Source organism: Photobacterium sp. 270122K (assembly GCF_059941365.1).
Genome location: NZ_JBPOEN010000005.1, coordinates 16,433 through 41,890, shown reverse-complemented (window position 1 = coordinate 41,890; position 25,458 = coordinate 16,433). Strand labels below are relative to the sequence as shown.

23 protein-coding genes are annotated in these 25,458 nt (G+C 46.1%); 15 read left to right on the top strand and 8 right to left on the bottom strand.

The window, feature by feature from the left end:
* Positions 1-464: 464 nt before the first annotated feature.
* The 9 genes from ACSF8W_RS10765 to cobB all read left to right on the top strand — a co-directional run bounded on the left by ACSF8W_RS10765 (position 465) and on the right by cobB (position 10,445).
* Positions 465-941 (top strand): DUF3305 domain-containing protein, encoded by a 477-nt coding sequence (locus ACSF8W_RS10765; protein WP_500847342.1) that lies wholly within the window; start codon positions 465-467, stop codon positions 939-941.
* Positions 931-1,728: a DUF3306 domain-containing protein gene (locus tag ACSF8W_RS10760; RefSeq protein ID WP_500847341.1), complete on the top strand. Its 798-nt coding sequence runs from the start codon at positions 931-933 to the stop codon at positions 1,726-1,728. The genes ACSF8W_RS10765 and ACSF8W_RS10760 overlap by 11 nt, the downstream gene beginning before the upstream one ends.
* A gap of 363 nt (positions 1,729-2,091) precedes the next feature.
* Positions 2,092-3,759 carry a 4Fe-4S dicluster domain-containing protein gene (locus tag ACSF8W_RS10755; RefSeq protein WP_500847340.1) on the top strand — a complete coding sequence of 556 codons (1,668 nt, stop codon included), beginning with the start codon at positions 2,092-2,094 and terminating at the stop codon, positions 3,757-3,759.
* Positions 3,760-3,769: 10 nt separating this feature from the next.
* Positions 3,770-4,372 carry a TorD/DmsD family molecular chaperone gene (locus tag ACSF8W_RS10750; protein WP_500847339.1) on the top strand — a complete coding sequence of 201 codons (603 nt, stop codon included), beginning with the start codon at positions 3,770-3,772 and terminating at the stop codon, positions 4,370-4,372.
* 158 nt (positions 4,373-4,530) lie between these two features.
* Positions 4,531-4,731 carry a twin-arginine translocation signal domain-containing protein gene (locus tag ACSF8W_RS10745; RefSeq protein WP_428477490.1) on the top strand — a complete coding sequence of 67 codons (201 nt, stop codon included), beginning with the start codon at positions 4,531-4,533 and terminating at the stop codon, positions 4,729-4,731.
* Positions 4,732-4,744: 13 nt separating this feature from the next.
* Positions 4,745-7,603: a formate dehydrogenase subunit alpha gene (locus tag ACSF8W_RS10740; protein ID WP_500847338.1), complete on the top strand. Its 2,859-nt coding sequence runs from the start codon at positions 4,745-4,747 to the stop codon at positions 7,601-7,603.
* An 11-nt stretch (positions 7,604-7,614) separates the two neighbouring features.
* Positions 7,615-8,232: a formate dehydrogenase FDH3 subunit beta gene (fdh3B, locus tag ACSF8W_RS10735; RefSeq protein ID WP_500847337.1), complete on the top strand. Its 618-nt coding sequence runs from the start codon at positions 7,615-7,617 to the stop codon at positions 8,230-8,232.
* Between the two features lie 120 nt (positions 8,233-8,352).
* The gene (locus ACSF8W_RS10730) at positions 8,353-9,429 is read left to right on the top strand and encodes a formate dehydrogenase subunit gamma (RefSeq protein ID WP_500847336.1); all 1,077 of its coding nucleotides are present in this window, start codon (positions 8,353-8,355) and stop codon (positions 9,427-9,429) included.
* A 305-nt stretch (positions 9,430-9,734) separates the two neighbouring features.
* The gene (gene cobB, locus ACSF8W_RS10725) at positions 9,735-10,445 is read left to right on the top strand and encodes a Sir2 family NAD+-dependent deacetylase (protein WP_500847335.1); all 711 of its coding nucleotides are present in this window, start codon (positions 9,735-9,737) and stop codon (positions 10,443-10,445) included.
* An 83-nt stretch (positions 10,446-10,528) separates the two neighbouring features.
* On the opposite strand, the gene ACSF8W_RS10720 is transcribed toward cobB, so the two are convergent.
* Positions 10,529-10,948, bottom strand: coding sequence for a PACE efflux transporter (locus ACSF8W_RS10720; RefSeq protein ID WP_500847334.1), 420 nt, complete (start codon positions 10,946-10,948; stop codon positions 10,529-10,531).
* Between the two features lie 182 nt (positions 10,949-11,130).
* On the opposite strand from ACSF8W_RS10720, the gene ACSF8W_RS10715 reads away from it, so the two are divergent.
* The gene (locus ACSF8W_RS10715; protein WP_500847333.1) at positions 11,131-12,018 is read left to right on the top strand and encodes a LysR family transcriptional regulator; all 888 of its coding nucleotides are present in this window, start codon (positions 11,131-11,133) and stop codon (positions 12,016-12,018) included.
* Positions 12,019-12,145: 127 nt separating this feature from the next.
* Here ACSF8W_RS10715 and ACSF8W_RS10710 read toward each other — a convergent pair whose 3' ends face one another.
* The 5 genes from ACSF8W_RS10710 to potA all read right to left on the bottom strand — a co-directional run bounded on the left by ACSF8W_RS10710 (position 12,146) and on the right by potA (position 17,607).
* Positions 12,146-13,189 carry an extracellular solute-binding protein gene (locus ACSF8W_RS10710; RefSeq protein ID WP_428477482.1) on the bottom strand — a complete coding sequence of 348 codons (1,044 nt, stop codon included), beginning with the start codon at positions 13,187-13,189 and terminating at the stop codon, positions 12,146-12,148.
* A 548-nt stretch (positions 13,190-13,737) separates the two neighbouring features.
* Positions 13,738-14,769, bottom strand: a complete 1,032-nt coding sequence (locus tag ACSF8W_RS10705; RefSeq protein WP_500847332.1) for an extracellular solute-binding protein — start codon at positions 14,767-14,769, stop codon at positions 13,738-13,740.
* Positions 14,770-14,877: 108 nt separating this feature from the next.
* Entirely contained in the window at positions 14,878-15,648 is a 771-nt protein-coding gene (potC, locus tag ACSF8W_RS10700) for a spermidine/putrescine ABC transporter permease PotC (RefSeq protein ID WP_428477480.1), read from the bottom strand.
* Positions 15,648-16,505 (bottom strand): spermidine/putrescine ABC transporter permease PotB, encoded by an 858-nt coding sequence (potB, locus tag ACSF8W_RS10695; protein WP_500847331.1) that lies wholly within the window; start codon positions 16,503-16,505, stop codon positions 15,648-15,650. The genes potC and potB overlap by 1 nt, the downstream gene beginning before the upstream one ends.
* A complete protein-coding gene (potA, locus tag ACSF8W_RS10690; RefSeq protein ID WP_500847549.1) occupies positions 16,489-17,607 on the bottom strand; it encodes a spermidine/putrescine ABC transporter ATP-binding protein PotA in 1,119 nt (372 codons plus the stop codon). Before potA ends, potB begins: the two co-directional genes overlap by 17 nt.
* Before the next feature lie 389 nt (positions 17,608-17,996).
* On the opposite strand from potA, the gene ACSF8W_RS10685 reads away from it, so the two are divergent.
* The 4 genes from ACSF8W_RS10685 (at position 17,997) to pepT (ending at position 21,781) form a co-directional block, all read left to right on the top strand.
* On the top strand, positions 17,997-18,800 hold the full coding sequence (locus ACSF8W_RS10685) for a DUF2189 domain-containing protein (protein ID WP_500847330.1): 804 nt from the start codon (positions 17,997-17,999) through the stop codon (positions 18,798-18,800).
* Complete coding sequence (locus tag ACSF8W_RS10680; protein ID WP_500847329.1) at positions 18,797-19,585, top strand: glucosaminidase domain-containing protein; 789 nt, start codon at positions 18,797-18,799, stop codon at positions 19,583-19,585. Before ACSF8W_RS10685 ends, ACSF8W_RS10680 begins: the two co-directional genes overlap by 4 nt.
* A 3-nt stretch (positions 19,586-19,588) precedes the next feature.
* Positions 19,589-20,248 carry a DUF2987 domain-containing protein gene (locus ACSF8W_RS10675; RefSeq protein WP_500847328.1) on the top strand — a complete coding sequence of 220 codons (660 nt, stop codon included), beginning with the start codon at positions 19,589-19,591 and terminating at the stop codon, positions 20,246-20,248.
* Between the two features lie 300 nt (positions 20,249-20,548).
* Complete coding sequence (pepT, locus tag ACSF8W_RS10670) at positions 20,549-21,781, top strand: peptidase T (RefSeq protein WP_500847327.1); 1,233 nt, start codon at positions 20,549-20,551, stop codon at positions 21,779-21,781.
* A 139-nt stretch (positions 21,782-21,920) separates the two neighbouring features.
* On the opposite strand, the gene ACSF8W_RS10665 is transcribed toward pepT, so the two are convergent.
* Both ACSF8W_RS10665 and ACSF8W_RS10660 read right to left on the bottom strand, forming a co-directional pair.
* Positions 21,921-22,208, bottom strand: a complete 288-nt coding sequence (locus ACSF8W_RS10665) for a hypothetical protein (protein ID WP_500847326.1) — start codon at positions 22,206-22,208, stop codon at positions 21,921-21,923.
* 218 nt (positions 22,209-22,426) lie between these two features.
* Positions 22,427-23,911 carry a carboxypeptidase M32 gene (locus ACSF8W_RS10660; RefSeq protein WP_500847325.1) on the bottom strand — a complete coding sequence of 495 codons (1,485 nt, stop codon included), beginning with the start codon at positions 23,909-23,911 and terminating at the stop codon, positions 22,427-22,429.
* 324 nt (positions 23,912-24,235) lie between these two features.
* On the opposite strand from ACSF8W_RS10660, the gene ACSF8W_RS10655 reads away from it, so the two are divergent.
* Entirely contained in the window at positions 24,236-25,411 is a 1,176-nt protein-coding gene (locus ACSF8W_RS10655; protein WP_500847324.1) for a serine hydrolase, read from the top strand.
* Positions 25,412-25,458 lie beyond the last annotated feature (47 nt).

Here is a 25,458-nt window from a genome sequence, read left to right as displayed (position 1 = left end):
AATTCGTCGATTCGCGAAATGAGTCAGTCAGACTATTCTCTAAAGTGATCACATTCAGCCACAGAGAACGCCGTTAAGCATTATGGATAAGTGTCACGTTGCCACGATGCTGTGAAGGCTGGAGTAACGTGACGGGGCTCGGCATAGGTTGTGCTAAATCTCACTGTAAGCAAAGTTACAAGCAAAGTTCATTCCACATCTGCTTGCGCTGGTGGATGAGGCACAGAGTCAGACCCAATAACGGGGGCTGACGCAGAGGCAAGCGAGGAGACAACAACCTGACAAAGTGATGAGAAAAACCGCAGTTGGTCGTGTTGATGGTATGGATAATAAAAGTTGGCCTACTCTTTGCTTTACTCTAGCCAGAAGAGTCTTGTCAGAATACGGCGTCATGATCGCATCATGGTGGCCGTTATCGCGAGAGAGAACGCATCAACAGCTATCAATAAGCGTAAGGAGTGAGCGTGCCAGAATTACATAAAGACGAAACGGTTTGGCCTATTGCCTTCCGACTTGTCTCTGAAGAAAAGCAAATAGGACGTTGGACAACACTTTCTTGGTCGATTGAGGATGTGTGTCTCTACGATGAAGAAGAAAAAGACTTCCTTGCCGCGAAAGAAGGCGGGTACTGCCTGCCGCTTGAGTTACATAAGCATGAACGTTCTGATTATCGTTTTAACCTGAGTTCGCGTGATCCCCATTTGTTCATTGTGTGTGTAGAAGAGAATGAACAACTGTCGCCGTTACTGATCACGGCTGCGCAAGGTTTGGCAAGCGGTTACATGGACGGTGACTATCAGGTATTGCACATCACCACGCCGTTACAGGTACAGGCGTGGATGGAAGCTTATATTGGCCGCCATGGCGAGCAATTAGAATTCCGTAAGAAACGCTGTAAAGACAACAGCAAAGACAGAAAAGGGCGCTCCAGTGGCAACTAATTTCTTCCAGCGATGGTCAAGTCGCAAACTACAAGCCAGGGAAGAAAAGGCACAGGATACGCCAACGGACGCTTCATCCACACAAGACACTAGCCATTTGACGGTTGATGCGGCGAATAATGTCGCGAATGAAGTTTCACATCGTGACGTGGCGGGTGGTGAGACGCCGGCGCTTACGGCAACGAGTGCTCAAACAGATGCTACTGCAACTGATGTGACAGATACAACGACAGCAGTAGCTACCGATACCGATGAACAAGAAGCGGCTGCCTTACCGACATTGAATGATGTGGTGAATGTCTCTTTTGATTCGGGTGTGACGAATTTCATGAAAACCGGCGTTGAAAAGTCGGTAAAGAAAGCGGCACTGAGAAAGCTTTTCCATTCGGATGAATTTAATTACATCAGTGATATGGATGATCATACCGAAGACTTCTCAAACATTCCGGCGCTTGATGCCAAGGTCACCGCGCAATTGCGTGGCTGGGTAAATAAAGCGGTGGAACAGGTAGAAGGTATGCTGGATGAGGCGACATCACAGACGGCTCGCCCTGAATCGGCGGTATCGACCGTTGTGGACGATATTGATTCTGGTGTGACGTTACCTGATTCATTGGCGCAATACTGTGAAGACGGTGAATCTCTTGCTGATCAAATTACTGACCAAACTGTTGATCAAAAGACAGCCTGTTTGGAAAGCGGTCATACCGACAGCAATACAGATAACAGTACAGACAACACGAACAGTGAATCAAACCCTACATCACTGACGGTCGCGAAGTTGTAGTTGTCGTTGTCGGAAAACGGTCATCGATAAGAAAAAAGAGCGAAGTACGCAATTCAGTCGTCACGCATAGAGCGAAAAAACTGATGAAAATCTGAATTGGGACAAAAAGGGAATAATACCCTTAATATTGATCGGGACATTTTGGCGCAGTATGCATTTGATGGTGAGACAAAATGTCTCCAGCGTATGCGGTCAAACTGTCTCGTTCGGATTCTAGTTCCTTTTAGGTCATTTTATTCCGTGAAAAGTTGGATCGGTTATTGCTCTATAGAGAAGTATGAAGCGTTTTATTTTAAATTTCCGATTTAAAACAATGCGCTTCAACCGGCACTGACTAGCGGTGACGAGTAGACAGGAATAAGAATGTTAAATAGTACACTTGAAGCATATTCTGAGAGCGCTTTTGCGGATCACAATGGTCAGGCACGTTACGCGGCGATTAAAGGCACCGTGGAATTGTCGAACCTGATCCCACCAACGGTTTCTTATGAAAGCCGTGGCAATGTTGTGATCATTGGTGCAGAAGAAACGATTATCGCATTGGCGGATCAATTTTCTGGCTTGAACTCTGTAACCCTACTAGCCACAGAGAAAGCAGACGCAACACAAAAACGTGACAATCTGTATTTTGCAGCGAATGTGACTGTCAGCGGTTACCTCGGTGCCTTCGATGTTAACTGTGAAGTTGAAGGTTCACTGACAGCGGTTAATTTGGCGAAAGTTGCGATTGCGCGCCCATGTTTTGACCTTGTTGTTGATATGACAGCAGAAGGCCTGATTGCGGTAGAAATTCCTGCTCCGGGTTATTACGGCGTAGGCGCAGGTAAAGCCAAAGTCGCTGATGTGATTGATGAGTTACCCGCTATGTTGGGGACGTTTGATAAGCCGAAGTACTTCCGCCTAAATCCTGATCTTTGTGCGCATTCATCTCGTGGCATTCAAGGTTGTGATCGTTGTGTTGATGCTTGCCCTGCTGGTGCACTGTCGAGTACGGGACATTCGATTGAGATTAACCCTTACCTTTGCCAAGGCGTAGGGACGTGTGCTACGGCTTGTCCGACAGAAGCCATTACCTATGCGCTACCTGATCCTGAAAACACGCAACACTTTGTGCATCGTTTACTGACCCGTTATTTGTCTGAGGGTGGGGAAGCACCAACACTGCTTTTCTTTGGTAATCGTGATGAAGCCAAAGTGGCTCAGGTTCTGCCTACATTGCCTACCTCAGTCATTCCAGTTGCCCTAGAAGAATTGGCAACGATTGGTATTGATACATGGTTTAGTGCATTGGCTTACGGTGCGCATCAGGTTCTGCTCGCAACGAATACGGCTTATATCCCAGCAACGATTGATCGTGTTCTGCGTGATGAATTGACCATTGCGCAAACGTTCTTAACGGAAATGGGGTATGAGGCAGAGCGTATTGCCTTGTTTAACTTTGCAGATGCGGAAACCTTTACCGGTTTTGATGCGGCGCTACTTCAAACCGCCGATCGTCTGGAAGGAAATAAGCGCGCAAAACTGTTTACTGTACTTGATGCCCTTTATGCCGAAGCGTCAGTTAAACCTGCGCATTCTGCATTGTTAGAGAATGCCCCTTACGGTGGTGTGGACTGTAAAACTGACGATTGTACGTTATGTATGAGTTGTGTGGCTGTTTGCCCAACCCGTGCCTTGCATGCCATTGGTGATCGTCCTGGCCTGCTATTTGTTGAGCAAGATTGCGTGCAATGTGGCATGTGTGAAAAAGCGTGTCCGGAAAAAGTCATTACCCTAAAACCAGGTATGACTTGGGATGCGACTGCTCGTCAATCTGTACGTACTGTGCATGAAGAAGAAGCAGCATGTTGTACATCTTGTGGTAAGGCATTTGCGCCTGCATCCATGATTAAAATGCTGACTGAAAAGTTACAAGGTCACTCGCACTTCCAAGGAGAGGCACTACGTCGTGTCGCTATGTGTGAAGACTGTCGTGTTCGCGACATTTTTACCAACCTTGCCGATGATCCTGAAAGTCAGTTGAAGATGTAGGAAAGCCATTATGGAACAGCAACAAATGAATGCACAACAAGAAGAAACGTCACTGCGCGTGGATATCTACGCGATGCTTGCTCATCTTCTACGTCGCGCACCAGAACAAGATGTAATCGATTGGCTTTCTACGCTAGATGTGGAAACGAAACAACCGGCTACAACCGATATGGCTGCGGCTTGGCCTGTATTGAAATTGGCGGCGCAGAAAACCTCTGTGATTGCCCTTGAAGAAGAATATCAGGATCTGTTTATTGGTATTGGTCGTGGTGAACTGGTTCCATTTGGTTCTTGGTATCTAACCGGTTCTTTGATGGAAATGCCTTTGGCACACCTTCGTCGTGATTTGGCGCAATTGGGCTTTGCTCGCGATGAATCTGTAAAAGAACCTGAAGATCATATTTCGGCATTGCTTGAAGTGATGGCAATGCTGGTGGAAGGCGGGGATCTTCATCTACAACGTACGTTCTTCAATCGTCATCTTGCCGCTTGGGTAGAACGTCTTTGTACGGACATGAAAACCGCAAAAAGTGCCGTGTTTTATAGTGCGGTCGGGGAAGTTGCCCTACAGTTCCTGACCATTGAAAAAACACGCTTCATGGAAGTGAACTAGAATCTTTCTAATTCACTTCGTGACAATGTAACTGTTTCTCAGCGTTAGGGTCGACGTTTAGTTGACCCATAACATTTGATGAAAACGTAGCAAAAAAACATCCTGAACGCATGAAGTCATGTGAAAAATCAGGAGATACGATAAAGGAGCACGCTTTTATGAGTGAGCACAATAAACCCAATCAAAGCCGCCGCCAGTTGTTGAAAAACATTGGCCTTAGTGTGGCAGCTGGTGCTGTTGTGGCTGGTGTATCAACGGCTGTTCAAGCCCAAGAGACTCAGCCAGAAGAGAAGAAGAATGAAAAAACAACAGGCTATCGCGAAACGCAACACGTTCGCGATTACTACGAAACCTTGTAAGGCGGAGCTATAAATGAAACTGATTAAACGTTCCGACAACGTGAGCAAGGACGAAAACCAGCTAGGTATTACCCGTCGTTCCTTTATCCGAAACACGTCACTGGCTGCGGCTGGTGGTGTAGCGGGTGCAAGCATGTTTGCACCAGGTATGATGAAAAAAGCCGAAGCCGCATCGCAAGATGTGTATGACGCGCCAAAAGAAGTGAAGCGTACTATCTGTTCACACTGTTCTGTGGGTTGTGGTATCTACGCGGAAGTTCAAGACGGTGTCTGGACTCACCAGGAACCTGCTTTCGACCACCCTTTTAATGCTGGTGGACACTGTGCAAAAGGTGCGGCACTGCGCGAACACGGTCACGGCGAGCGTCGTGTGAAATACCCAATGAAGCTGGTTAACGGCAAGTGGCAGAAACTGAGCTGGGATCAGGCACTAACGGAAGTCAGCCAGCAAGTGCTGAAAATCCGTGAAGAGTCAGGCCCAGATTCCGTTTACTGGTTGGGTTCGGCGAAGCACAACAACGAACAAGCGTATTTGTTCCGTAAAATGGTTTCTCTTTGGGGTACCAACAACGTTGACCACCAGGCGCGTATCTGTCACTCAACCACAGTGGCCGGTGTAGCAAACACTTGGGGTTACGGTGCGATGACGAACTCGCTGAACGACATGCATAACTGTAAGTCTATGCTGTTCATCGGTTCAAACCCTGCAGAAGCGCACCCAGTTGCGATGCAGCACATCCTTATCGCGAAAGAGCGTAACAACTGTAAGATCGTGGTGGTTGATCCACGTCGTACACGTACTGCTGCGAAATCAGATCACTACGTATCACTACGTCCGGGTTCTGACGTTGCCTTCATCTGGGGTGTGCTATTCCACATCTTCAAAAACGGTTGGGAAGATAAAGAATTTATCCGCCAACGTGTTTGGGGTATGGAAGAAGTGCGTGCCGAAGTGGCGAAGTGGACACCAGCAGAAGTTGAGCGCGTAACAGGCGTGCCAGAAGCTGACGTTTACCAGACGGCGAAATTGTTGTCTGAAAACCGTCCTGGCTGTGTGGTTTGGTGTATGGGTGGTACTCAGCATACTACTGGTAACAACAACACACGTGCGTACTGTATCCTTGAGCTTGCACTAGGCAACATGGGTAAATCTGGCGGCGGTGCGAACATCTTCCGTGGTCACGATAACGTACAGGGTGCGACGGACTTCGGCGTACTGTCTGACAACCTTCCTGGTTACTACGGCCTGTCTGAAGGGGCGTGGAAGCACTGGTCTAAAGTGTGGGATGTTGACTACGAGTGGCTAAAAGGCCGTTTCGACCAGAACGAATACCGTGGCAAAAAGCCAATGTACAACGCAGGTATTCCAGTTTCTCGTTGGATCGATGGCGTGTTGGAAGACAAAGCGAACATCGAGCAGAACGACAACATCCGTGCCATGTTCTACTGGGGTCACGCCGTGAACTCACAGACCCGTGGTACAGAAATGCGTACTGCAATGGGCAAACTAGACATGATGGTTATCGTTGACCCATACCCAGGTGTGGCTGCGGTAATGAACGGCCGTACTGATAACGTGTACCTGCTTCCAGCGACCACACAGTTTGAGACGACCGGTTCTGTAACAGCAACAAACCGTTCTATTCAGTGGCGTGATCAGGTTATCGAGCCGCTATTTGAATCTAAGCCTGACCACGAAATCATGTACCTGCTTGCGCAGAAACTGGGTCTTTCGGATCAGCTATTCAAGCACATCAAAGTTGAAAACAACCAGCCAGTGATCGAAGACATCACGCGCGAATTCAACAAAGGTATGTGGACAATCGGTTACACCGGTCAGAGCCCTGAGCGTTTGAAAGAACACCAGAAGAACTGGCACACGTTTGATAACACCTCGCTAGAAGCGGTAGGTGGTCCTGCGAACGGTGAAACGTACGGTCTGCCTTGGCCATGTTGGGGCACGCCAGAGATGAAGCACCCAGGTACGCACATTCTTTACGATACGTCTAAGACGGTTGCACAGGGTGGCGGTAACTTCCGTGCACGTTTCGGTGTTGAGCGTAACGGTGAAAGCTTATTGGCTGACGACAGCTACTCTCTAGGCTGTGAGCTAGAAGACGGTTACCCAGAATTCACTGACAAGATGCTGAAGCAACTGGGTTGGTGGGATGATCTAACAGCAGAAGAGAAAGTCGCTGCTGAAGGTAAAAACTGGAAAACTGACCTGTCTGGCGGTATTCAGCGCGTAGCGATTAAGCACGGTTGTATCCCATTCGGTAACGCGAAAGCACGTACTGTTGTATGGACATTCCCGGATAAAGTGCCACTACACCGTGAGCCACTTTACACGCCACGTCGTGATCTATTGCCAGAATACCAGACATGGAACGACAGCGAAGCGATGTTCCGTCTGCCAACATTGTACAAGTCAATTCAGGACAAAGACGTGTCTGGCGAGTACCCAATTATCCTAACGTCTGGCCGTCTGGTTGAGTACGAAGGTGGTGGTGAAGAAACCCGTTCTAACCCATGGTTGGCTGAACTTCAGCGTGAAATGTTCGTTGAAATCAACCTGAAAGATGCGAACGACCTTGGCATCCGCGATGGCGAAATGGTGTGGGTAGAAGGCGCAGAAAAAGGCCGTATTAAAGTGAAAGCGATGGTAACACCGCGCGTTCAAGTGGGTCTTGCGTTTATTCCGTTCCACTTCGGTGGTTACTTCGAAGGTGAAAGTCTTCATAGCCGTTACCCTGAAGGTTGTGCACCGTATGTTTTAGGTGAAGCTGCTAACACGGCAACCACCTACGGTTATGACCCGGTTACTCAGATGCAAGAAACAAAAGTAACCCTTTGTAAAATCACTAAAGCGTAAGGAGTCCTTAGATGGCACGTATGAAATTTCTTTGTGACTCTAAGCGTTGTATTGAATGCAATGGTTGTGTGACAGCTTGTAAAAACGCCAACGATGAAGCGCTAGAGTGGGGCATTCAGCGTCGTCGTGTAGTAACACTTAACGACGGTCTACCGAACGAGAACTCTATCTCTGTAGCATGTATGCACTGTAGCGATGCGCCTTGTATGGCGGTTTGTCCTGCAGATTGCTTCAGCCAAACAGAAGATGGCATCGTTCAGCACGACAAAGATCTCTGTATCGGTTGTGGTTACTGCTTGTTTGCTTGTCCGTTCGGTGCGCCTCAGTTCCCGAAACAAACCGCGTTTGCTGAGCGTGGCAAGATGGACAAATGTACGTTCTGTTCTGGCGGTCCAAACACGGAACCGGGCTCAGAAAAAGAACGTATGTTGTACGGTGCAAACCGTATCGCAGAAGGCAAGCTACCAATGTGTGCGTCTATGTGTTCAACCAAGTCGCTACTGGCGGGTGATGCAGAGAAGATCTCTGACATCTACCGCAAGCGTGTGGTTGCACGTGGTGCGAAGGAAGCCGGTTGGGCAACAACTGACGATCTAGCATACGACGCAACAAAAGGCAGCAAGGCTTAATAGCCATAACCATCATCGGTGTTAAGTGTTGATTTTAACGCCGATGTATTCAGCCCGTGGCAGCTTGCTTCGGGCTGAATTGTAGATTGAGAAATACTGTTGAAAACAGTCGGGAGTTTTATGACTAAGCGAATTCAACATTGGTTTGCGATGCTGGTAACGGCATTGATGCTGACACTGTCTGTGTCAGCGTTTGCCAGCAATGAAAATAACGCAAACACGAATACTGAGCGCTTGGGTGAGTCTGTTGTGAAATCTGAAATGGCAGGTTTTGCAGGTGCTGACTATTGGCGTGCGGTGAAAGATGGTCAGGAAGGGTACACCACATCAGCATCACCAGAGCATGGTGTGTTGATCAGTGTGCCGGGCCAGACGTGGTACATCTTGAAAGAGAAGTGGATGTCTCCACTGGGTGCATTGGCCATTTTTGGTAGCCTTGCAATGGTGGGTCTTGCGTACGTTGTCGTGGGTCCATTGAAGCTGAGCAAGCCAAAAACAGGCCGTAAGATCAAACGCTGGAGCCGCTTTGATCGTGCGTTGCACTGGAGCATGGCATTCACGTTCCTGACTCTGGCATTCAGTGGTTTAACCCTCGTTTACGGCAAGCACTTTATTAAGCCTGTTGTGCCAACAGAAGTCTGGGGATGGATCATTTATGCGGCGAAGCAGTACCATAACTACATCGGTCCAATTTTTGGTGTTTTGCTGATTGCAGTGTTGGTTAAGTGGTGGCGTAAGAGCCTGTTCACCATGGTGGACATGAAGTGGTTCATGAAAATGGGCGGCATGGTCGGTAAGCATAAAGGTACCCACCCATCTGCTGGTTTCTCGAACGGTGGTGAGAAAGCGATTTTCTGGTTGCTTATCTTCTTTGGTATTTTCATCACCATCAGTGGCTTTATCCTAGACTTCCCAATCTTCGGCCAAACACGCCGTGATATGGAATTGTCTAACTTGCTGCACATGTTCTCTGCACTGATCCTGATCTGTGGTTTCATCTTCCACATCTACATCGGTCTGTTCGGTATGGAAGCGGCACTTGACGGTATGATCACCGGTGAAGTGGATGAAACATGGGCGAAAGAGCACCACGACCTATGGTATAACGAAGTGAAAGATCTTCCTGAAAACCAACCAGGTTATGATGCGGCACAAGAAGCCGATAAAAAAGGCGATACTTCGCAGAACAATGCGTAAGCCTTAAGCGAAAGCGTTAATAAACAGCAGTCCAATGGACTGCTGTTTTTTTATGTGGGTTGGTTTTGATATAACGTAACCGTAATGCACTATAATTATATTGTTATGGAATCGATTCTTGTCACCATCTGTAGTCGTTATGGGAAAATAATTGAACAAGGACAGTTCGCAAATGATAGTCTGGTGCACCATAATTTTATGTTTGTTATTGCTTATTAGACTAATGTCGTAAACAAGTAGGTTATAACCACATGAAAATAATGGTATAAAATAGAAAGAACGCTTATTAATGAAAGGACACGCGCATGCTATTTCCATATCGAAACATTGTTATTTTGACGGGGGCGGGGATTTCCGCTGAATCAGGTATCCAAACGTTCCGTGATCAAGATGGCTTATGGGAAAAGCATCGCATTGAAGATGTCGCAACGCCTGAAGGTTATCACCGTGATCCCGCCTTGGTACAAAACTTCTATAATTTGCGTCGTCAGCAACTTGAGAGCGGTACCGTCTTCCCAAACGATGCACATAAAGCGTTAGCGCGTTTAGAAAAAGAGTTAGATGGTAAAGTCACACTCGTGACGCAAAATATCGACAACCTGCATGAAGCCGCTGGCTCAGAAAATATCATTCACATGCACGGGGAATTGTTAAAAGCGCAATGCAGTTATACCGGCCAAGCTGTCGAGTGGAGTGGGGATATCGCAATGGAAGATCAATGCCACTGCTGCCAAATGCCTTCACCGATGCGCCCTAACGTGGTGTGGTTCGGTGAAATGCCCATCGGGATGGATCGCATTCACGATGCCTTGATGGAAGCGGATTTGTTCATTTCTATTGGGACGTCGGGGGCGGTGTACCCTGCAGCGGGTTTTGTACATGAAGCGGCAATGCATGGTGCACATACCATTGAATTAAATTTAGAACCGAGCGACGTACAAAGTGAGTTTGCAGAGAAACGCTATGGTCCTGCATCTGTGTTGGTGCCTGCTTTTGTGGATGAGTTGCTGGCTTAAATCCTTTTGCTTGTATCTGTAAAACAAAGAAAGCGCCTAATTTAGGCGCTTTCTTTTTATTTGTTATTTAGAACATGGCTCGTTTAAGCCATCTTCGGCGTAAAGTACTTTGCTTTAACTTGGTCGTAGATCCAATTATAAATGATGGAGTACACCAGGAAGAAAATCACAATACCGAGATCTAAAATTAACACCGTCCAGAAGTCCATCTGCAAGGCCCACATCAATACAGGAATGGTGACCACCAAGAGTCCGCCTTCAAAGCCAAAACCATGCGCAACACGCGTGCCAATGGTGCGAGATAAACGATCAGCGCCGAATATCTTGTCAAAGCCAAGGTTGTAGGCATAGTTCCAGCCCATGGCGATTAACGACAACGCAATACCGATACCACCAATCATCGCTGGGTTCTTGTCTGTAAATAGAGATGCACCTAGCATCATGATGATCAGGGCAAACACTTCAAACAAGACGGAATGTAAAATACGCTCTTTAATGGTCATAACGACTTACCACTCAATTAACTTAACGATGTTTCAAACAATGTGCGAAACGAAAAGTTCGCACTGAATCTATACGTGTAATGTATCTTTTTATATGATTATATCGAGTTAGTTATTATCAGTTTTAGTGATGGGTAAAGTATCAGGATACGTAGATTCAATCACTTATAACGGAAGTGCGTATGTATAATTTAGATCAACTCAATATGTTTGTGCTCTCTGCCAAATTAGGCTCGTTTTCGGCCTGTGCACGACACATTGGAAAGGTGCAATCAGCGGTGAGTCAGGGCATTGCTAACTTAGAGGTGGATTTGAATGTAGAGTTGTTCGACCGGACAACGCGCAAACCGGTATTAACAGAAGCGGGGCGACATTTATTTCATTTTGCAGAAGCCGTTTTGCAGCAGACGAAAGAATTAGAGTGTGCCTCTAACGCACTGACAAAACGCGAAGAGAGCCAACTGAGCATTGTGGTGGATGAAGCGTTGCAAGTAGACCGCCTATACCATATCGCAGAGAGGTTCAGTGACACCTTCACCGCAACGTCACTTCATATTTTGACCGCATCTGGTATTGACGTCAGGGATAGAGTGCTCGAAGGCAACGCCTGTATTGGTGTGATGTTGTGTGACTTTGAGACGATCCGTGAGGCTGACGTTTGCTATATAGGGAACTTGGCATTTGTTCCTGTGGTGAACCATCAACATCCTCTTGCTGATTTATCATGTGTAGAACCGATGGACTTGATTCCCTATCGACAAATTTTGGCGCGCGGTCTTGAAGACGACCAAGCCCGTTATTTTCCGGTGGTGTCACCACATGTTTGGCGGGTCACTAATCAATACAGCATGATAAAGATGATTGAGCGTGGCCTAGGTTGGGGGTATCTGCCGCTGCATTTGGTGTCAGATAAAATACAGGCGGGCACGTTGCATACATTGCCGGTGTCGTTTGATCATAAAGACTGGTCGATCCCTGTCGAGGTTGTTACGGCCAAAAATGTGACACTGGGTCCTGCGGGAACGTGGTTAAAGCAAGCGCTTAAGGCGTTGCTTGACCCGATGAACTAATAGTACACAATGAATGATAGGCAAGGTGTTCGCGTGATGACGATACGGTGCCGTTGTCTGTATGGGACACTGAAATGAAAAAAGCCTGATCAATGATCAGGCTTTTCTTTACCATAGATAAGAGGGATTATTGACCCGCTTTCAACTTCTGGTAGTACTCTTCGTAAAGAGGATTTGCGTCGCCTACGCTGTTCTGCCATTCACCCGCGTCCATTACAGATTGTGGTGGGTAGATCATCGGGTCGTTCACAAATTCTTTCGGCAGCAATTTCTTCGCTGTTGCAACTGGCGTTGGGTAGCCAATTTCAAGTGCGATTTTCGCTGCGTTTTCTGGACGTAGAAGGAAATCGATCATCTTGTGTGCCGCGTCGATGTTCTTCGCGTCTTTAGGGATCGCAATGCTATCCATCCAGAAGATTGCGCCTTCTTCAGGCCATACGATATCAATCGGCGCACCTTCTTGGCGAGCCATGTAGGCTGAACCATTCCAAAGCATACCCAGTGACGTTTCACCGGCCATGTATGGGTTAGCAGGGTAGTCAGAGTTGAATACCAATACGTTTGGCATCAGCTTTTTCAGCTCTTCGTAAGCCGCTTTGATTTGCGCAGGATCTTTGGTGTTCGCAGAGTAGCCTAGTTTACGTAGGGCAATATGGAAGAACTCACGTGCATCATCCATCATCATCAACTGGCCTTCCCATTTAGGATCCCAGAAGTCAGCCCATTTAGACACTTGTGCTTTGTTCATCATATCAGTGTTGACACCGATACCCGTCGCACCCCAAATGTAAGGGATAGAGTAGTCGTTTGTTGGGTCAAACGGCTTGTGTAGGAAGTTTGGATCGATGTCATCAAAATGAGAAAGCTTTGATTTATCAATCTTCTGAAGCATGTTCTCTTCACGCATTTTAGATACATAATACGTTGAAGGTACAATCAGGTCGTAACCGCCGCCATGCGTTTTCAGCTTAGCGTACATGGTTTCATTCGATTCATAAGTCGAATAAATGACTTTAATGCCCGTTTCTTTCGTGAACTCTTCCAGTACATCATTTGGGATATACTCAGACCAGTTGTAGAAATATAACTCGTTGTCTGCGGCTGTCGCAATGCTTGAAAACATTGCCATAGCACACATACCGCCGGCCATCAAAGAAGACCATTTTTTCATTTTTAACGCTCCTAACAAACAGGGATTTTGAGAGTGTTCTCTAGCGGTTTTTTACCGCTTCTCCTACATAATAAAAGGAAACAGAAACTTAGCGCTTCTATTTCCGGACGGGTGATAACTTGTGTAAGTCAGCACTATTATAGCAGGGTATCAACAAGTTATGACAAACAATAATTGGATTTGTCATGTTTTGTACAATATCGTTTTGTATATGCTCATATAATGCCCGATTTTATCTTGCTGAAATATTCATTAGCAGGTGCTTTACCTGTGAAGATGTTTTAGTTGTAGTGAATCCCTTTATATATTCAACGCGATATATCCAACGTGAATAAGAAAATAGATTCAAATGAGGGCGTTCAAAGAGGTTAGGATTTGAGGCAAGCATATAGGTGGGTCAGTGATACACAAAGGGCGGCGAGCAGAACAGTGGGATAGTCACGAATGTGTGAGAAAACAGAGGGGTCGAATGAGAAAAATGGACGTAACCGATTTTGTTGCCAGGATCAAAAAAGCAGCTCCGAAGAGCTGCTTTTTTAGAATGAAAATTACTGACCGGCTTTAAGCTCTAGGAAGTAGTTTTCGTAGCGGATGCTCATGTCACCCACTGAATCCTGCCACTCACCACGGTCAAGATCAGCTTGAGGTGGGAATAGAGTTGGGTTGTCTTTGTACTTCGCGTTTGATTTCTCAACCGCAGTTAGGTAACCCGTTTCTTCAGAAATTTTTGCTGCAACGTCAGGACGAAGTAGGAAGTCGATCATCTTGTGTGCCGCTTCTACGTTCTTCGCGTTTTTAGCAATTGCTAGGCTATCTACCCAGAAGATACCGCCTTCTTTTGGCCATACTAGCTCAATAGGAAGACCTTCTTTCTGCGCAGCAGCTGCAGAACCGTTCCAAAGCATACCTAGGCCAACTTCACCAGCAAGGTAAGGTGCCGCAGGGTTGTCTGAGTTGAATACAAGCACGTTAGGCATTAGCTTTTTAAGCTCTTCGTGTGCTTCGTCAATCTGCTTAGGATCAGTGGTGTTACCTGAGTAACCCAGCTTACGTAGTGCGATGTGGAACACTTCACGGGTGTCGTCCATCAACATTAGCTGGCCTTTAAGCTCAGGGTTCCATAGATCTGCCCAGCTGTCGAAATCGGCAGGGTCGTACATGTCAGTATTAACTGCAAGACCTGTCATCGCGATTACGTGCGGGATAGAGTAGTCATTATTTGGGTCAAAAGGCTTGTCCAGATAATTCTTATCAAGTTCTTTAAAGTTAGTTAGCTTTGATTTGTCGATTTTCTGTAACATGCCTTCGTCGCGCATTTTTGCAACGAAGTAAGTTGATGGCACAACCAGGTCATAACCTTTTGGGTGAGCCTTTAACTTGGCGTACATAGTCTCGTTCGACTCGTAAGTCGAATAAATCACTTTAATACCCGTTTCTTTAGTGAACTGCTCACGTAGCTCCGTAGAAATGTACGGACCCCAGTTCATGAAAACTAATTCTTCATCTGCTGCACTTGCAGCATTTGTGAACATCGCTGCAGCCATTGCAGTGCCGGTTAGAAAAGCGGACCATTTCTTCATTATATTATCTTCTCCAAAACCCTTTTAGGGTATGTATACAAAACAAGTGGCCCAAAGGGGCCACTTGCTCATTTTTTGGCATAGAGCCAATTTTTAAAGCCTGAAGCCTTATTTGGTCTTATCTCGTGCAATTAACTGCGAAGAGACGACCATTACCAGAGAAACAATTAGCATAATTGTAGCCAATGCATTCACTTCTGGCGAGATACCGACTTTAACCATTGAGTAAATTTTCAATGGTAGAATTTCATAGCTCGGGCCTGTCACGAATGAACTCACGATCACGTCGTCCAGTGATAGGGTGAAACTCAACAACCAGCCTGCGAATACAGCAGGTTTTGCCAATGGCAAAATGATTTGCTTAAGAATAACCCACTCACTTGCGCCAAGGTCGCGTGCCGCTTCAAGCATCTTCACATCAAAGCCTTTTAGTCGGCTATATACTGTTACCACAACAAACGGTAGACAGAATGTGATGTGTGCTAATAGCAGTGACAAGAAACCAAGCTCTGCACCCACAAGGATGAACAGGGCAAGTAATGAAATGGCCATTACGATATCCGGAGACATCATTACCACGAACAGCATACCGTTTACGAACTTCTTACCGCGGAACTGATAGCGGAAGAGGGCAACAGCCGTCAGGCTACCAATAATCGCAGCAGCGGTTGCTGAGAAAACGGCAATATTCAACGAGTGCCATGCTGCTTGCATCAAACTGTCATTGCTCATAAGTTGGTGATACCACTTCGTGGTAAAACCGCCCCATTTCATACCAAACTTACTGGCATTGAATGAGTTAATGATCAGAATGATAATCGGTGTATAAAGGAAGGCATACACCACAGTCATAAAACTGAATTTAAATACGCGTCCCATTATTCCAGCTCCACTTTTCGGTTGAGCAACTTACCTGCACGGTAGTAGGCGTAAAGCATCACTGCCATTGCCATCGTCAGCGCGATACTTGTCGCTGCACCAAACGGCCAATCTCGAGCATTAAGCACCTGACTCTTGATGACGTTACCGATCAGAAGGTTCTTCGCACCACCTAGCAGGTCAGACACGTAGAACATGCCCAATGCAGGAAGCAGTACCAACAAACAGCCCGCAATAATACCAGGCATTGTCAGTGGGAAAATCACCTTCACAAATGTCTGGAACTTGTTCGCACCAAGGTCTTTTGCCGCTTCAATATAGTTGTGATCCAATTTCTCGATCGCAGAGTAAAGCGGTAGCACCATAAACGGCAGCAAAATATAAACCAGACCGACCATTACTGCGTATTCGGTGTACATAATACGCAAGGGTTTGTCGATAATGTCTAGGTACATCAAGGTATTGTTAAGAATACCGCGTGTACCCAACATGATTTTCAAACCGTAAGTACGGATCAGCGAGTTGGTCCAAAATGGTACGATGACCAAAAACAACATAAACGGACGCCATTTCTCAGGCATCTTTGCAATCGCGTAGGCAAAGGGGTAACCAATCAACAAACAGAGTAGGGTAGCCACCAGCGCCATGTAGAACGAGTGCCACATTACCTTCGCATAAAGCGGGTCGAACAACCGAATATAGTTGTCCAAGGTAAAGGTCATTTCGATCAGGTTTGCATCATCTCGGGTCAGAAAACTGGTTCCGATGATCATCAAGTTTGGAATGAAGACAAACAGCAACAACCAACTTACGATGACGGTAATGATGATGTTTTGAAGATTAAGCTTCTTGTTCATCTGCAAGTACCACTTCCCAACTTTCAACCCAAGTAATGGCAACTTTCTGATCCAGAGAGTGGTCTACATCAGGATCATCTTCGTTGAAGAATTCGCTAACCATTACCGGTGCACCTGATTCCAGTTCTACAACTGAATCCAACGTCATACCTTTATAGGTACGCTCACGAATGTAACCAACAATGCCATGTGCTTCTTCGCCATTGTTAATTTCTTCGATACGGATATCTTCAGGGCGTAGCAATACTTTGACTTTGTCGCCAGCTTTCACGTCCAACTTACAGTGGATCATGGAATGACGACCTTCAACGTTAGCAAGTACACGGTTTTCATCAAGGCGTTCTTTCACTTCCGCGTCAAACACGTTGATTTCACCGATGAAGCGAGCAACGAACAAGTTTGCCGGCTCTTCGTAAATTTCACGAGGGCTACCGTCCTGCTCGATGTTACCTGAACGCATAACGATAATGCGGTCTGACATCGAAAGGGCTTCTTCCTGATCGTGAGTAACGAAGATGAAAGTAATGCCAAGTTTACGTTGTAGCTGTTTCAGCTCGATTTGCATCTGCTTACGCAGTTTGTAATCCAGTGCTGATAATGATTCATCAAGCAACAATACTTTAGGCTTGTTGACAACGGCACGAGCGATTGCGACACGCTGCTGTTGACCGCCAGAAAGTTGGTGTGGTTGGCGTGGGGCAAATTGCTCCAACTGAACCATACGCAAAGCTTCCATAACGCGAGGTTCAATCTCGCTCTCGGCCACTTTTTGCATACGAAGACCAAATGCAACGTTATCGAACACAGTCATATGCGGGAATAGCGCATAACTTTGGAATACTGTGTTTACGTTACGTTGCTCGGCGGGAATGCTTGTCACATCATTGCCAGCAATAACAACTTGACCTTCGTCGGCATTTTCAAAACCGGCAATAAGGCGTAATACAGTTGTTTTACCACAACCAGAAGGACCCAAGATGGTAAGGAATTCACCATCGTTAACATTCAGATCGAGACCAGTGATAATTTGCTTACCATCGAAGCTTTTGCTCAGCCCTTTAAGCTGAATCACCGGTGCTTTAGTAGTTTCTGCAGCGTTCAATTCTACGTGATCTCCACCCAGGGGTTTCATAGGTAATCCCCCCAACTATGAGTATGAATTTAGGGGGCGCATAATAGTCCCCTAAACGTGTAAATTAAAGCGTTTTTTTTCAATTTTTAAGATCAAATTATTACAAGCAGCGCGATGTTATAATAAATACAATATGTAATACTTGAAAAGCGCACAAAAATGCTTTTAAATCAAGATTAAAGCTTAATTATAGTCGTTGGTTGAACATTAATCATAGTGCAATAATTAGAATGTTATTTTGCCAGTATGTTTTTTCATACTATGGTGACTGATCCCATCATTCCGCAGCACTATTTCTATATCCTGTCTACCTAGCGTACAATCAACCTTATCAATGTATAAAATTTAGCGAAAAACAGATGAATAACAAAACATTCCATGTGGGCGGCTCGATTGAGAAGGCCCTGAAAGGTAAAGGTGACTTACAACCGGTCACTGTGCTACAAGAGGCATGGCGTACAACCGCCAAAAACTTCGTGTCATTCCTTCCTGCCGTCATTCTTGTCTATGTTATACAGATAGCGTTGCTACAGGTTGCATTTTACGTGCAAAGTGGCGGTGAGTGGTCGTTGCTTGATGCATTTTTGAACGAAAGTGAAGAAGTGCGTACGAGTGTATCGATGGCATTGAATTGGGCGTCACTGGCATCAAGTGTCTTAACGGCGCCACTGTTCGCCGGTCTAGCCTTAATGACGTTGAATTACGTTGTTGGGCTACCAAGCAAAATGTCGCATGTCATGAAAGGACTCTCTTTTGCATTGGTGGCCGTGATTACTGAAGTCATCACCTTTGTGATCCTTATGCTAGCCAGTCAGATCTTTCCGCCCATTGGCCTGATTCTGCCTATGTTCTTTGGTATGGCCATTATTCTAATTTGTGAAAAGCGCCTGTCACCGGTGAAAGCCATTCAATATTCCTTCATGGCTACATTGCGCAATTTCGTGCCGATTTTAGCGGTTTATATCGTCGTGGCGATTATGGCTGTTATTTCACTTGCAACAGCGGGTATTGGTTTAATTTGGACCATTCCGTTCTTTTATAATGCAAAAGCGATCATCTATCGCAATCTATTTGGTGTGACACTGCAAGTGACCACCGTCGAGAAAGGGGAAGATGATAATAATACTAACGATAAAGAGGACCCTCAGGTATTTAACGCGTGATTAGAAAAACAATAAATAATAAAGCAATTGCCATCGTAGCATTGCTTAGCGGTTTGACCGCTTGTGGGGAAAACCCTAGCTCAACAAACAATGACACTGCAGTCAGTTATGCCCAGAAAGTTAGACCTGACTTTTCGGCGTTTCAGGATGTAAAAGAAAAGAAAGCCGCTTTTTTTGATTATTTGAGACCGGCTGTTATTCATGAAAATCAGCGTATTGAGAGAGAACGTACGTTCTTGATTGCGTTGCAAGAGAAAATCAATGCTTCTGCATTGATTGCTGGCGATGATCATGAATACGCCGTAAAACTGGGTAATGTGTATAAACAGCCACTGGCAGGTGACACTGTCACTATGGATTGGTTGTCTATTATGCTTAACCGTGTTGATGTTCTGCCTGAATCTTTGGTGCTGAGCCAAGCCGCTAATGAATCAGGTTGGGGGACATCACGCTTTGCCGTCGAGGGTAATAACTATTTTGGTCAATGGTGTTATCGTAAAGGCTGCGGGTTAATACCGAATGCACGTAATGCAGGGGCAGCCCATGAAGTGGCTATTTTTGAAACGCCGTACTTGGCAGTGCAGGGGTATTTCATGAATGTGAATACACACCGAGCTTACCAAGAATTGCGTGATATTCGTACGGCGTTACGTGTAGGAAATAAGCCGATCGATGGCACAACATTGGCGAAAGGATTAACCCAATATTCAGAACGTGGTCATGCGTACGTAGAAGAAATTCAGGCCATGATCCGACATAACAATCAATACTGGCTCCAAGGATAAAGGATGAAGTTACCCCATTGGTTTCTTGCTGGTTTAGTCGCGAGTACCTCGTTGTATGCAAGCACGGCGTTGGCGCAAAATATTGATATGCGTTACAGCACATTGTTTAGCAAACTGAAACAAAACGTGGAGGAAGGCCATGATGACGTCAAGGTGGCTTTCTTCTTGCTCGACCAGCGTGATGGCAGCGTATGTGATGTGCATAAAGGCTGGATGCGTAAAGATGAACATTATGAAGCGCTAATCATCCCTGAAAGCAATGAGCTTGATATACCGGTCGATAATAACCTGCGCCAAGCGAACCCGGATGTGACGTTTGTGATTGATGAGGGAATTACTTGTGATGTTTCTATGCAGGTGATTGCCAGTGATCACTTTGATACGTCAATCACACAGGCGGATGTCGCGAGGTTAACGCCTCAAATGCAACTGATCTTGTCCGATCTTGGTGGGATGTTCTCTGACTGGTTTATGCCTGAGGTGGAAGGGGTGGTTGTTCATTTATCAGCGACACCAACACAACCGATTGAGCTAACCAATGGGACGGCATTGACCGTAACGGATAATAAAGCGGTGTTGAAATTGGCTGATCTGGCAAGTGCCGAAACAGTTAATTTCCCATCTGCTATCGTTAAAGTGACGCCTTGGCTTCCTCGCGATTAGAGCATCTTATATAGCGGTCTTCCTATACCGAATTTTCCTATCAAACCCAACCCGAGCCCTTTGTGCTCGGGTTTTTTATTGCCTAAAGCGGCAATTACCCTGCCAAAAAGAAGGCATCAATCATGGGGAATTCATGCTGCTTTTACGGAGAAAGGGAGAAAATAGTCGGTTTTATCTCAAAAAATGTGCTTTTAATTCGTGCGAAATGTAACAAACCATGATTCATCGCAAGTCATTTTGTTGCTGTAACCCCGATACTTTCCTCTCATAATGATTGAATTAGCACTGTATGAGTGGGATATGGAACAATTAATTGAGCGTTTTCTTCGTTACGTCCGTTTTGAAACGCAATCAAACTCAGCCAATGCCCACTGCCCAAGTACTGAAGGGCAGCGCGTATTAGCTCAACAATTGAAAGAAGAATTGATCGCTCTGGGTTTGTCAGATGTCGATCTGGATGACAGTGGCTATCTGATGGCTCGCTTACCTTCAAACGTTGATCATGATGTGCCTGCTATTGGTTTTATCGCCCACATGGACACGGCACCTGACGCATCAGGAAAAGATGTGAAACCGCAAATCGTTGAAAACTACCAAGGTGGCGATATTGCATTGGGTGTTGGCGATGAAGTGCTTTCTCCTATTCAATATCCGGATTTAAACCGTCTACACGGCCACAATATCATTACCACTGACGGTACAACGCTGTTGGGTGCGGATAACAAAGCCGGTATTGCTGAAATCATTACTGCGATGGCGGTATTGAAAGCGAATCCAGAGATCAAGCACGGCGATATCTGCATCGGCTTTACGCCGGATGAGGAAATCGGTCGTGGTGCCGATCAATTTAACGTAGCTAAGTTTGGCGCACAGTGGGCTTACACCATTGATGGCGGCCCTGTGGGTGAATTGGAGTATGAGAACTTCCATGCTTCTTCTGCTTTTGTTACCTGCCATGGCGTGAATGTGCACCCAGGTACGGCAAAAGACAAAATGATCAACGCCATGAACATTGCTGCGCAATTCCAAATGATGATGCCTGCACAGGAAACCCCAGAATGTACAGAAGGCTACGAAGGCTTCTTCCATTTGGTTTCTATGGACCCAAGCGTGGCGAAAACTCAGTTGCACTACATACTGCGTGATTTTGATGCGGATAGCTTGGCGCGCCGTAAAGCGTTAATCCAAGAAAATGTGGATGCCCTTAACCAGCGTTTAGACAAAGGGCGTGTGAGCGTTGAGATTGTCGATAGCTATGCGAACATGCGTGAAATGGTTGTGCCGCACCCTCACATCATTGAGTTGGCCAAGCAGGCCATGATTGATTGCGATGTTGAACCGGAAATTAAGCCGATCCGTGGTGGTACGGATGGCGCGCGTTTGTCCTTTATGGGGCTACCTTGTCCAAACATCTTCACCGGTGGTTATAACTTCCATGGTATACATGAGTTCATTACGGTGGAAGGGATGCAGCAAGCGGTGCAGGTGATTGTCAAGTTGGCAGAAAACACGGCGTTGCATTACAAAAAATAACGACGTTAAGTTATCAGCACTATCTCTGTATTAACATTGAAGCGACAATAAAAGTAAACGCTCTGATTGAATGTCAGGGCGTTTTTGTTTGTGGCCACCAGCGGCAGTGGTTGATAAAATGGTTGGGAAAAACGTAGACTCAGTCTTTATCGTATAGCTTGGCTTGATCTTTCACTTCTGGGTGTTTTTCAATTTCGCCGACAATCCAATTGTTCAGATGTTTTACGATGGCAGAAATGGCATGTGTTTTGGTGCCTTTTTCATCGTCACTGATATCCAGTGGTTGCTTAGGATGCATACCGGTCTGATCTTCTGCGATATGTACCCAGTCTGGGTGCCAATAAAAGCTGTGACCTTCATCGGTGATCCAGTTATGCACCCCACAAGATTCCCCTGTGTAATTTAAATCTTTTGCTTCGTATTTCATCTTACGGTTCCTCATCGCATTTCTCATTCAAGTATATACCCCAAGAGAATGAAAGATGTGAGGTGAGTACCATCTTGAATGCAACGTATTGAGATGTAACGGAGACAACAGCTACAGGGGCTATTACTGATGAACGTGTTTCCCCAGTCAGCGTGTGACTGGGAAAATACGTGAAGGTGTAAGTCTGAAATTGTAAGCCCGAGGGTGTAAGCCAGAAGCTAGCCTAAGTAGCGGGCAATCAGATGATTTTTGAAATGCTCGGCATTGAGTGCTTCACCCGTTGCATCAATGAGCAACTTGTCGGTGTTGACCAGAGAGGCACGTTTCCACACATGACGATCCAGCCAATTGAAGATAGGTTGGAAATTACGCTCACGGATCAGGTTGTCCGTGTTCATCTCTTTACGCATCGCAGACATGAACTGCGCGGCATACATCGCCCCTAAGGTGTAAGACGGGAAGTAACCAAAGCTACCAAAGGTCCAGTGAATGTCTTGCATGCAGCCATCCGTGAAATTCCCTTTGGTGTTCAAGCCGAGGTACTCATGCATTTTTCTGTCCCACAACTCGGGGATATCCGCCACTTCAATGCGTCCTTCCACCAGATCACGCTCGATTTCATAGCGAAGAATGACGTGTGCAGGGTAGGTGACTTCATCGGCATCGACACGAATATAACCCGGTGCGACACGGGTATTCAGTAGCGTCAGGTTTTCTGGCGTCAGCGCCGGATCATCGATACGATTGAACGTTTCAGCGGCTAATGGCGCTAAAATATCGATGAAGTGCTCGCTCCGAGAGAGCTGCATTTCAAAGAACAGGCTTTGTGATTCATGGATACCCATAGAACGGGCTTTACCCACCGGTAACCCAGCCCATTTTTGTGGTAAGCCTTGCTCATAGCGAGCGTGGCCCGTTTCGTGGATCACACCCATCAGCGCAGAGGTGAAATCAGCCTCATCGTAACGAGTAGTAATACGCACATCGGTCGGTACACCACCACAGAAGGGATGCATGCTGACATCTAAGCGGCCATGGTGAAAGTCAAAGCCCAGCTTTTGCATAATATCGAGGCTGAGTGTCTTTTGTTCTTCTGTCGGGAAGGGGCCGAGCGGCTGAATAACCTGATCATGGGTTTGCTTGTCTTGGATTTGTGCAATCAATCCCGGCAACCAGCTTTTCACATCCGAGAATAAAGCATCCAAGGTGGCACTGGTCATCCCTGGTTCATACAAATCAAGTAGGGCGTCATAGCGGCTCAAGCCCGTGGCTTCTGCGCGGATTTGCGCTTCCTGACGCGTGAGCTCAACCACTTTCTGTAAGTTCTCACTGAATCCTTGCCAGTCATTATTGCCACGCTGTGTACGCCATGCATGCTCACACTGAGAACAGGCCAAAGACTTCTCTTCAACAAGGCTAGCTGGCAGCACATTGGCATTACGCCAATGGCGCTTCATTTCATTTAAGCTGGCTTTTTCTTCTTGAGAGAGGGATTCACGTTGGGCGAATTCAAACCACTCTGCAAGGTAGGGCGCGGTGGCTAATTCATGGGCCATAACGGCTAATTCTGCCATGGCTTCAGAGCGTGCAGTATTTCCACCTTCTGGCATCATCGCGGCTTGGTCCCAACCGCAGATGGCGCCTAAATGTTCGAGCTTAGAGAGCTTTTTATGATGTTGTTCTAATTTTTGATAGAAAGTCATTATCAATCCTTTATGTTGACTCATATCGGCACTGAAAATACCAGTGTATTGATGCATATTGGTATTTTACAGTAGTAAGCATTGCAATCTTTTAACGAATACGCAACACCTAATGAGCCAGCCCAATGCATTTGTGATAAAACCCAGTGAAAACAGGCCGTGCGTCTGAAACCTGCGTTGAAAATCACACTTCCAGTGAAGTGAGTTGTAACGAACCTTACAATAACGTAAGACTTCGTAAAGGTCACAAGATTTACTGTTTGTCTTGGATATACTGCTTTTAAACTCTATGGCTTTAGAAATTCACCATTGACGGCGAGTAATATGAAGAAAAAATGGAATGCCCCTTTTCGCACGCTAGTCGCGGGCACCGCATTGTTCTCGGTGACAGCGTTTGCTGCGCCCACGGTTATCCCTGATGCCCCTGAACTGGGCGCAAAAGGCTATGTGTTAATGGATTACCATACCGGGAAAGTCTTGGTAGCAAGAAATGCCCATGACAAGCTTAATCCGGCCAGCTTAACCAAACTGATGACCAGCTATGTGGCTGGCCAAGAAATGAAAAGCGGCAACATCAATGAAGATGACTTGGTGGTGATTAGCCGCAATGCCTGGGCCCGTAACTTCCCGGATTCATCGAAAATGTTCATTGAGGTTAATACCGAAGTGAACATGATGGATCTGTATCGTGGCTTGATCATTCAGTCAGGTAATGATGCCAGTGTGGCCATTGCTGAACACGTTGCCGGTTCAGAAGGTGCGTTTGTTAGCCTCATGAATTCTTGGGCGAAAAAGCTAAAGATGGATAACAGCTCTTTTGCTAACCCTCATGGCTTAGACAGCAATGATTTATACAGTACGCCATATGATATTGCGTTGCTTGGGCGGGCATTGATTACAGATTTACCGAATATCTATTCGCTCTACAGCGAACGTTCGTTTACTTACAACGACATCACGCAGCGAAACCGTAACGGCTTGTTGGGTGACCGCAGTTTGAATGTTGACGGTATGAAAACCGGCTTTACCAGCGGTGCGGGCTATAGCTTGGCGAGTTCGGCCACTGAAGGTGACATGCGCTTAATTTCGGTCGTCATGGGCTCAAGCAGCACAAAAAGCCGTGAGGCGGAAAGTAAGCAGCTATTGAATTACGGTTTCCGTTTTTTTGAAACGGTATCGCCACATAAGAAAGGCGATGAGTTGCTTGAAGAAAAAATCTGGATGGGCAACGCCGATACCATTTCGCTTGGAACGAATGCTGATAGCTACGTGACGGTGTCACGTAATGATGCAAAGAAGATGAAAGCGACCGTTTCTATAAACAGTGATTTGATGGCGCCAATCAATAAAGGCGATGTGGTCGGTAAGATCTTCTATCAAGTTGACAGTACCGATGTCGCGGAAGTGCCTTTGGTGGCGTTAGAGTCTGTTGAGCAGGGGGGCTTGTTTAGCCGTTTAGTGGATTACATCAAGATGTTCTTTTTGAGCTTATTCAACTAAGACCGTGTAGATTCCGAATACATACAGATAGAAAAAGAGCCGCATGA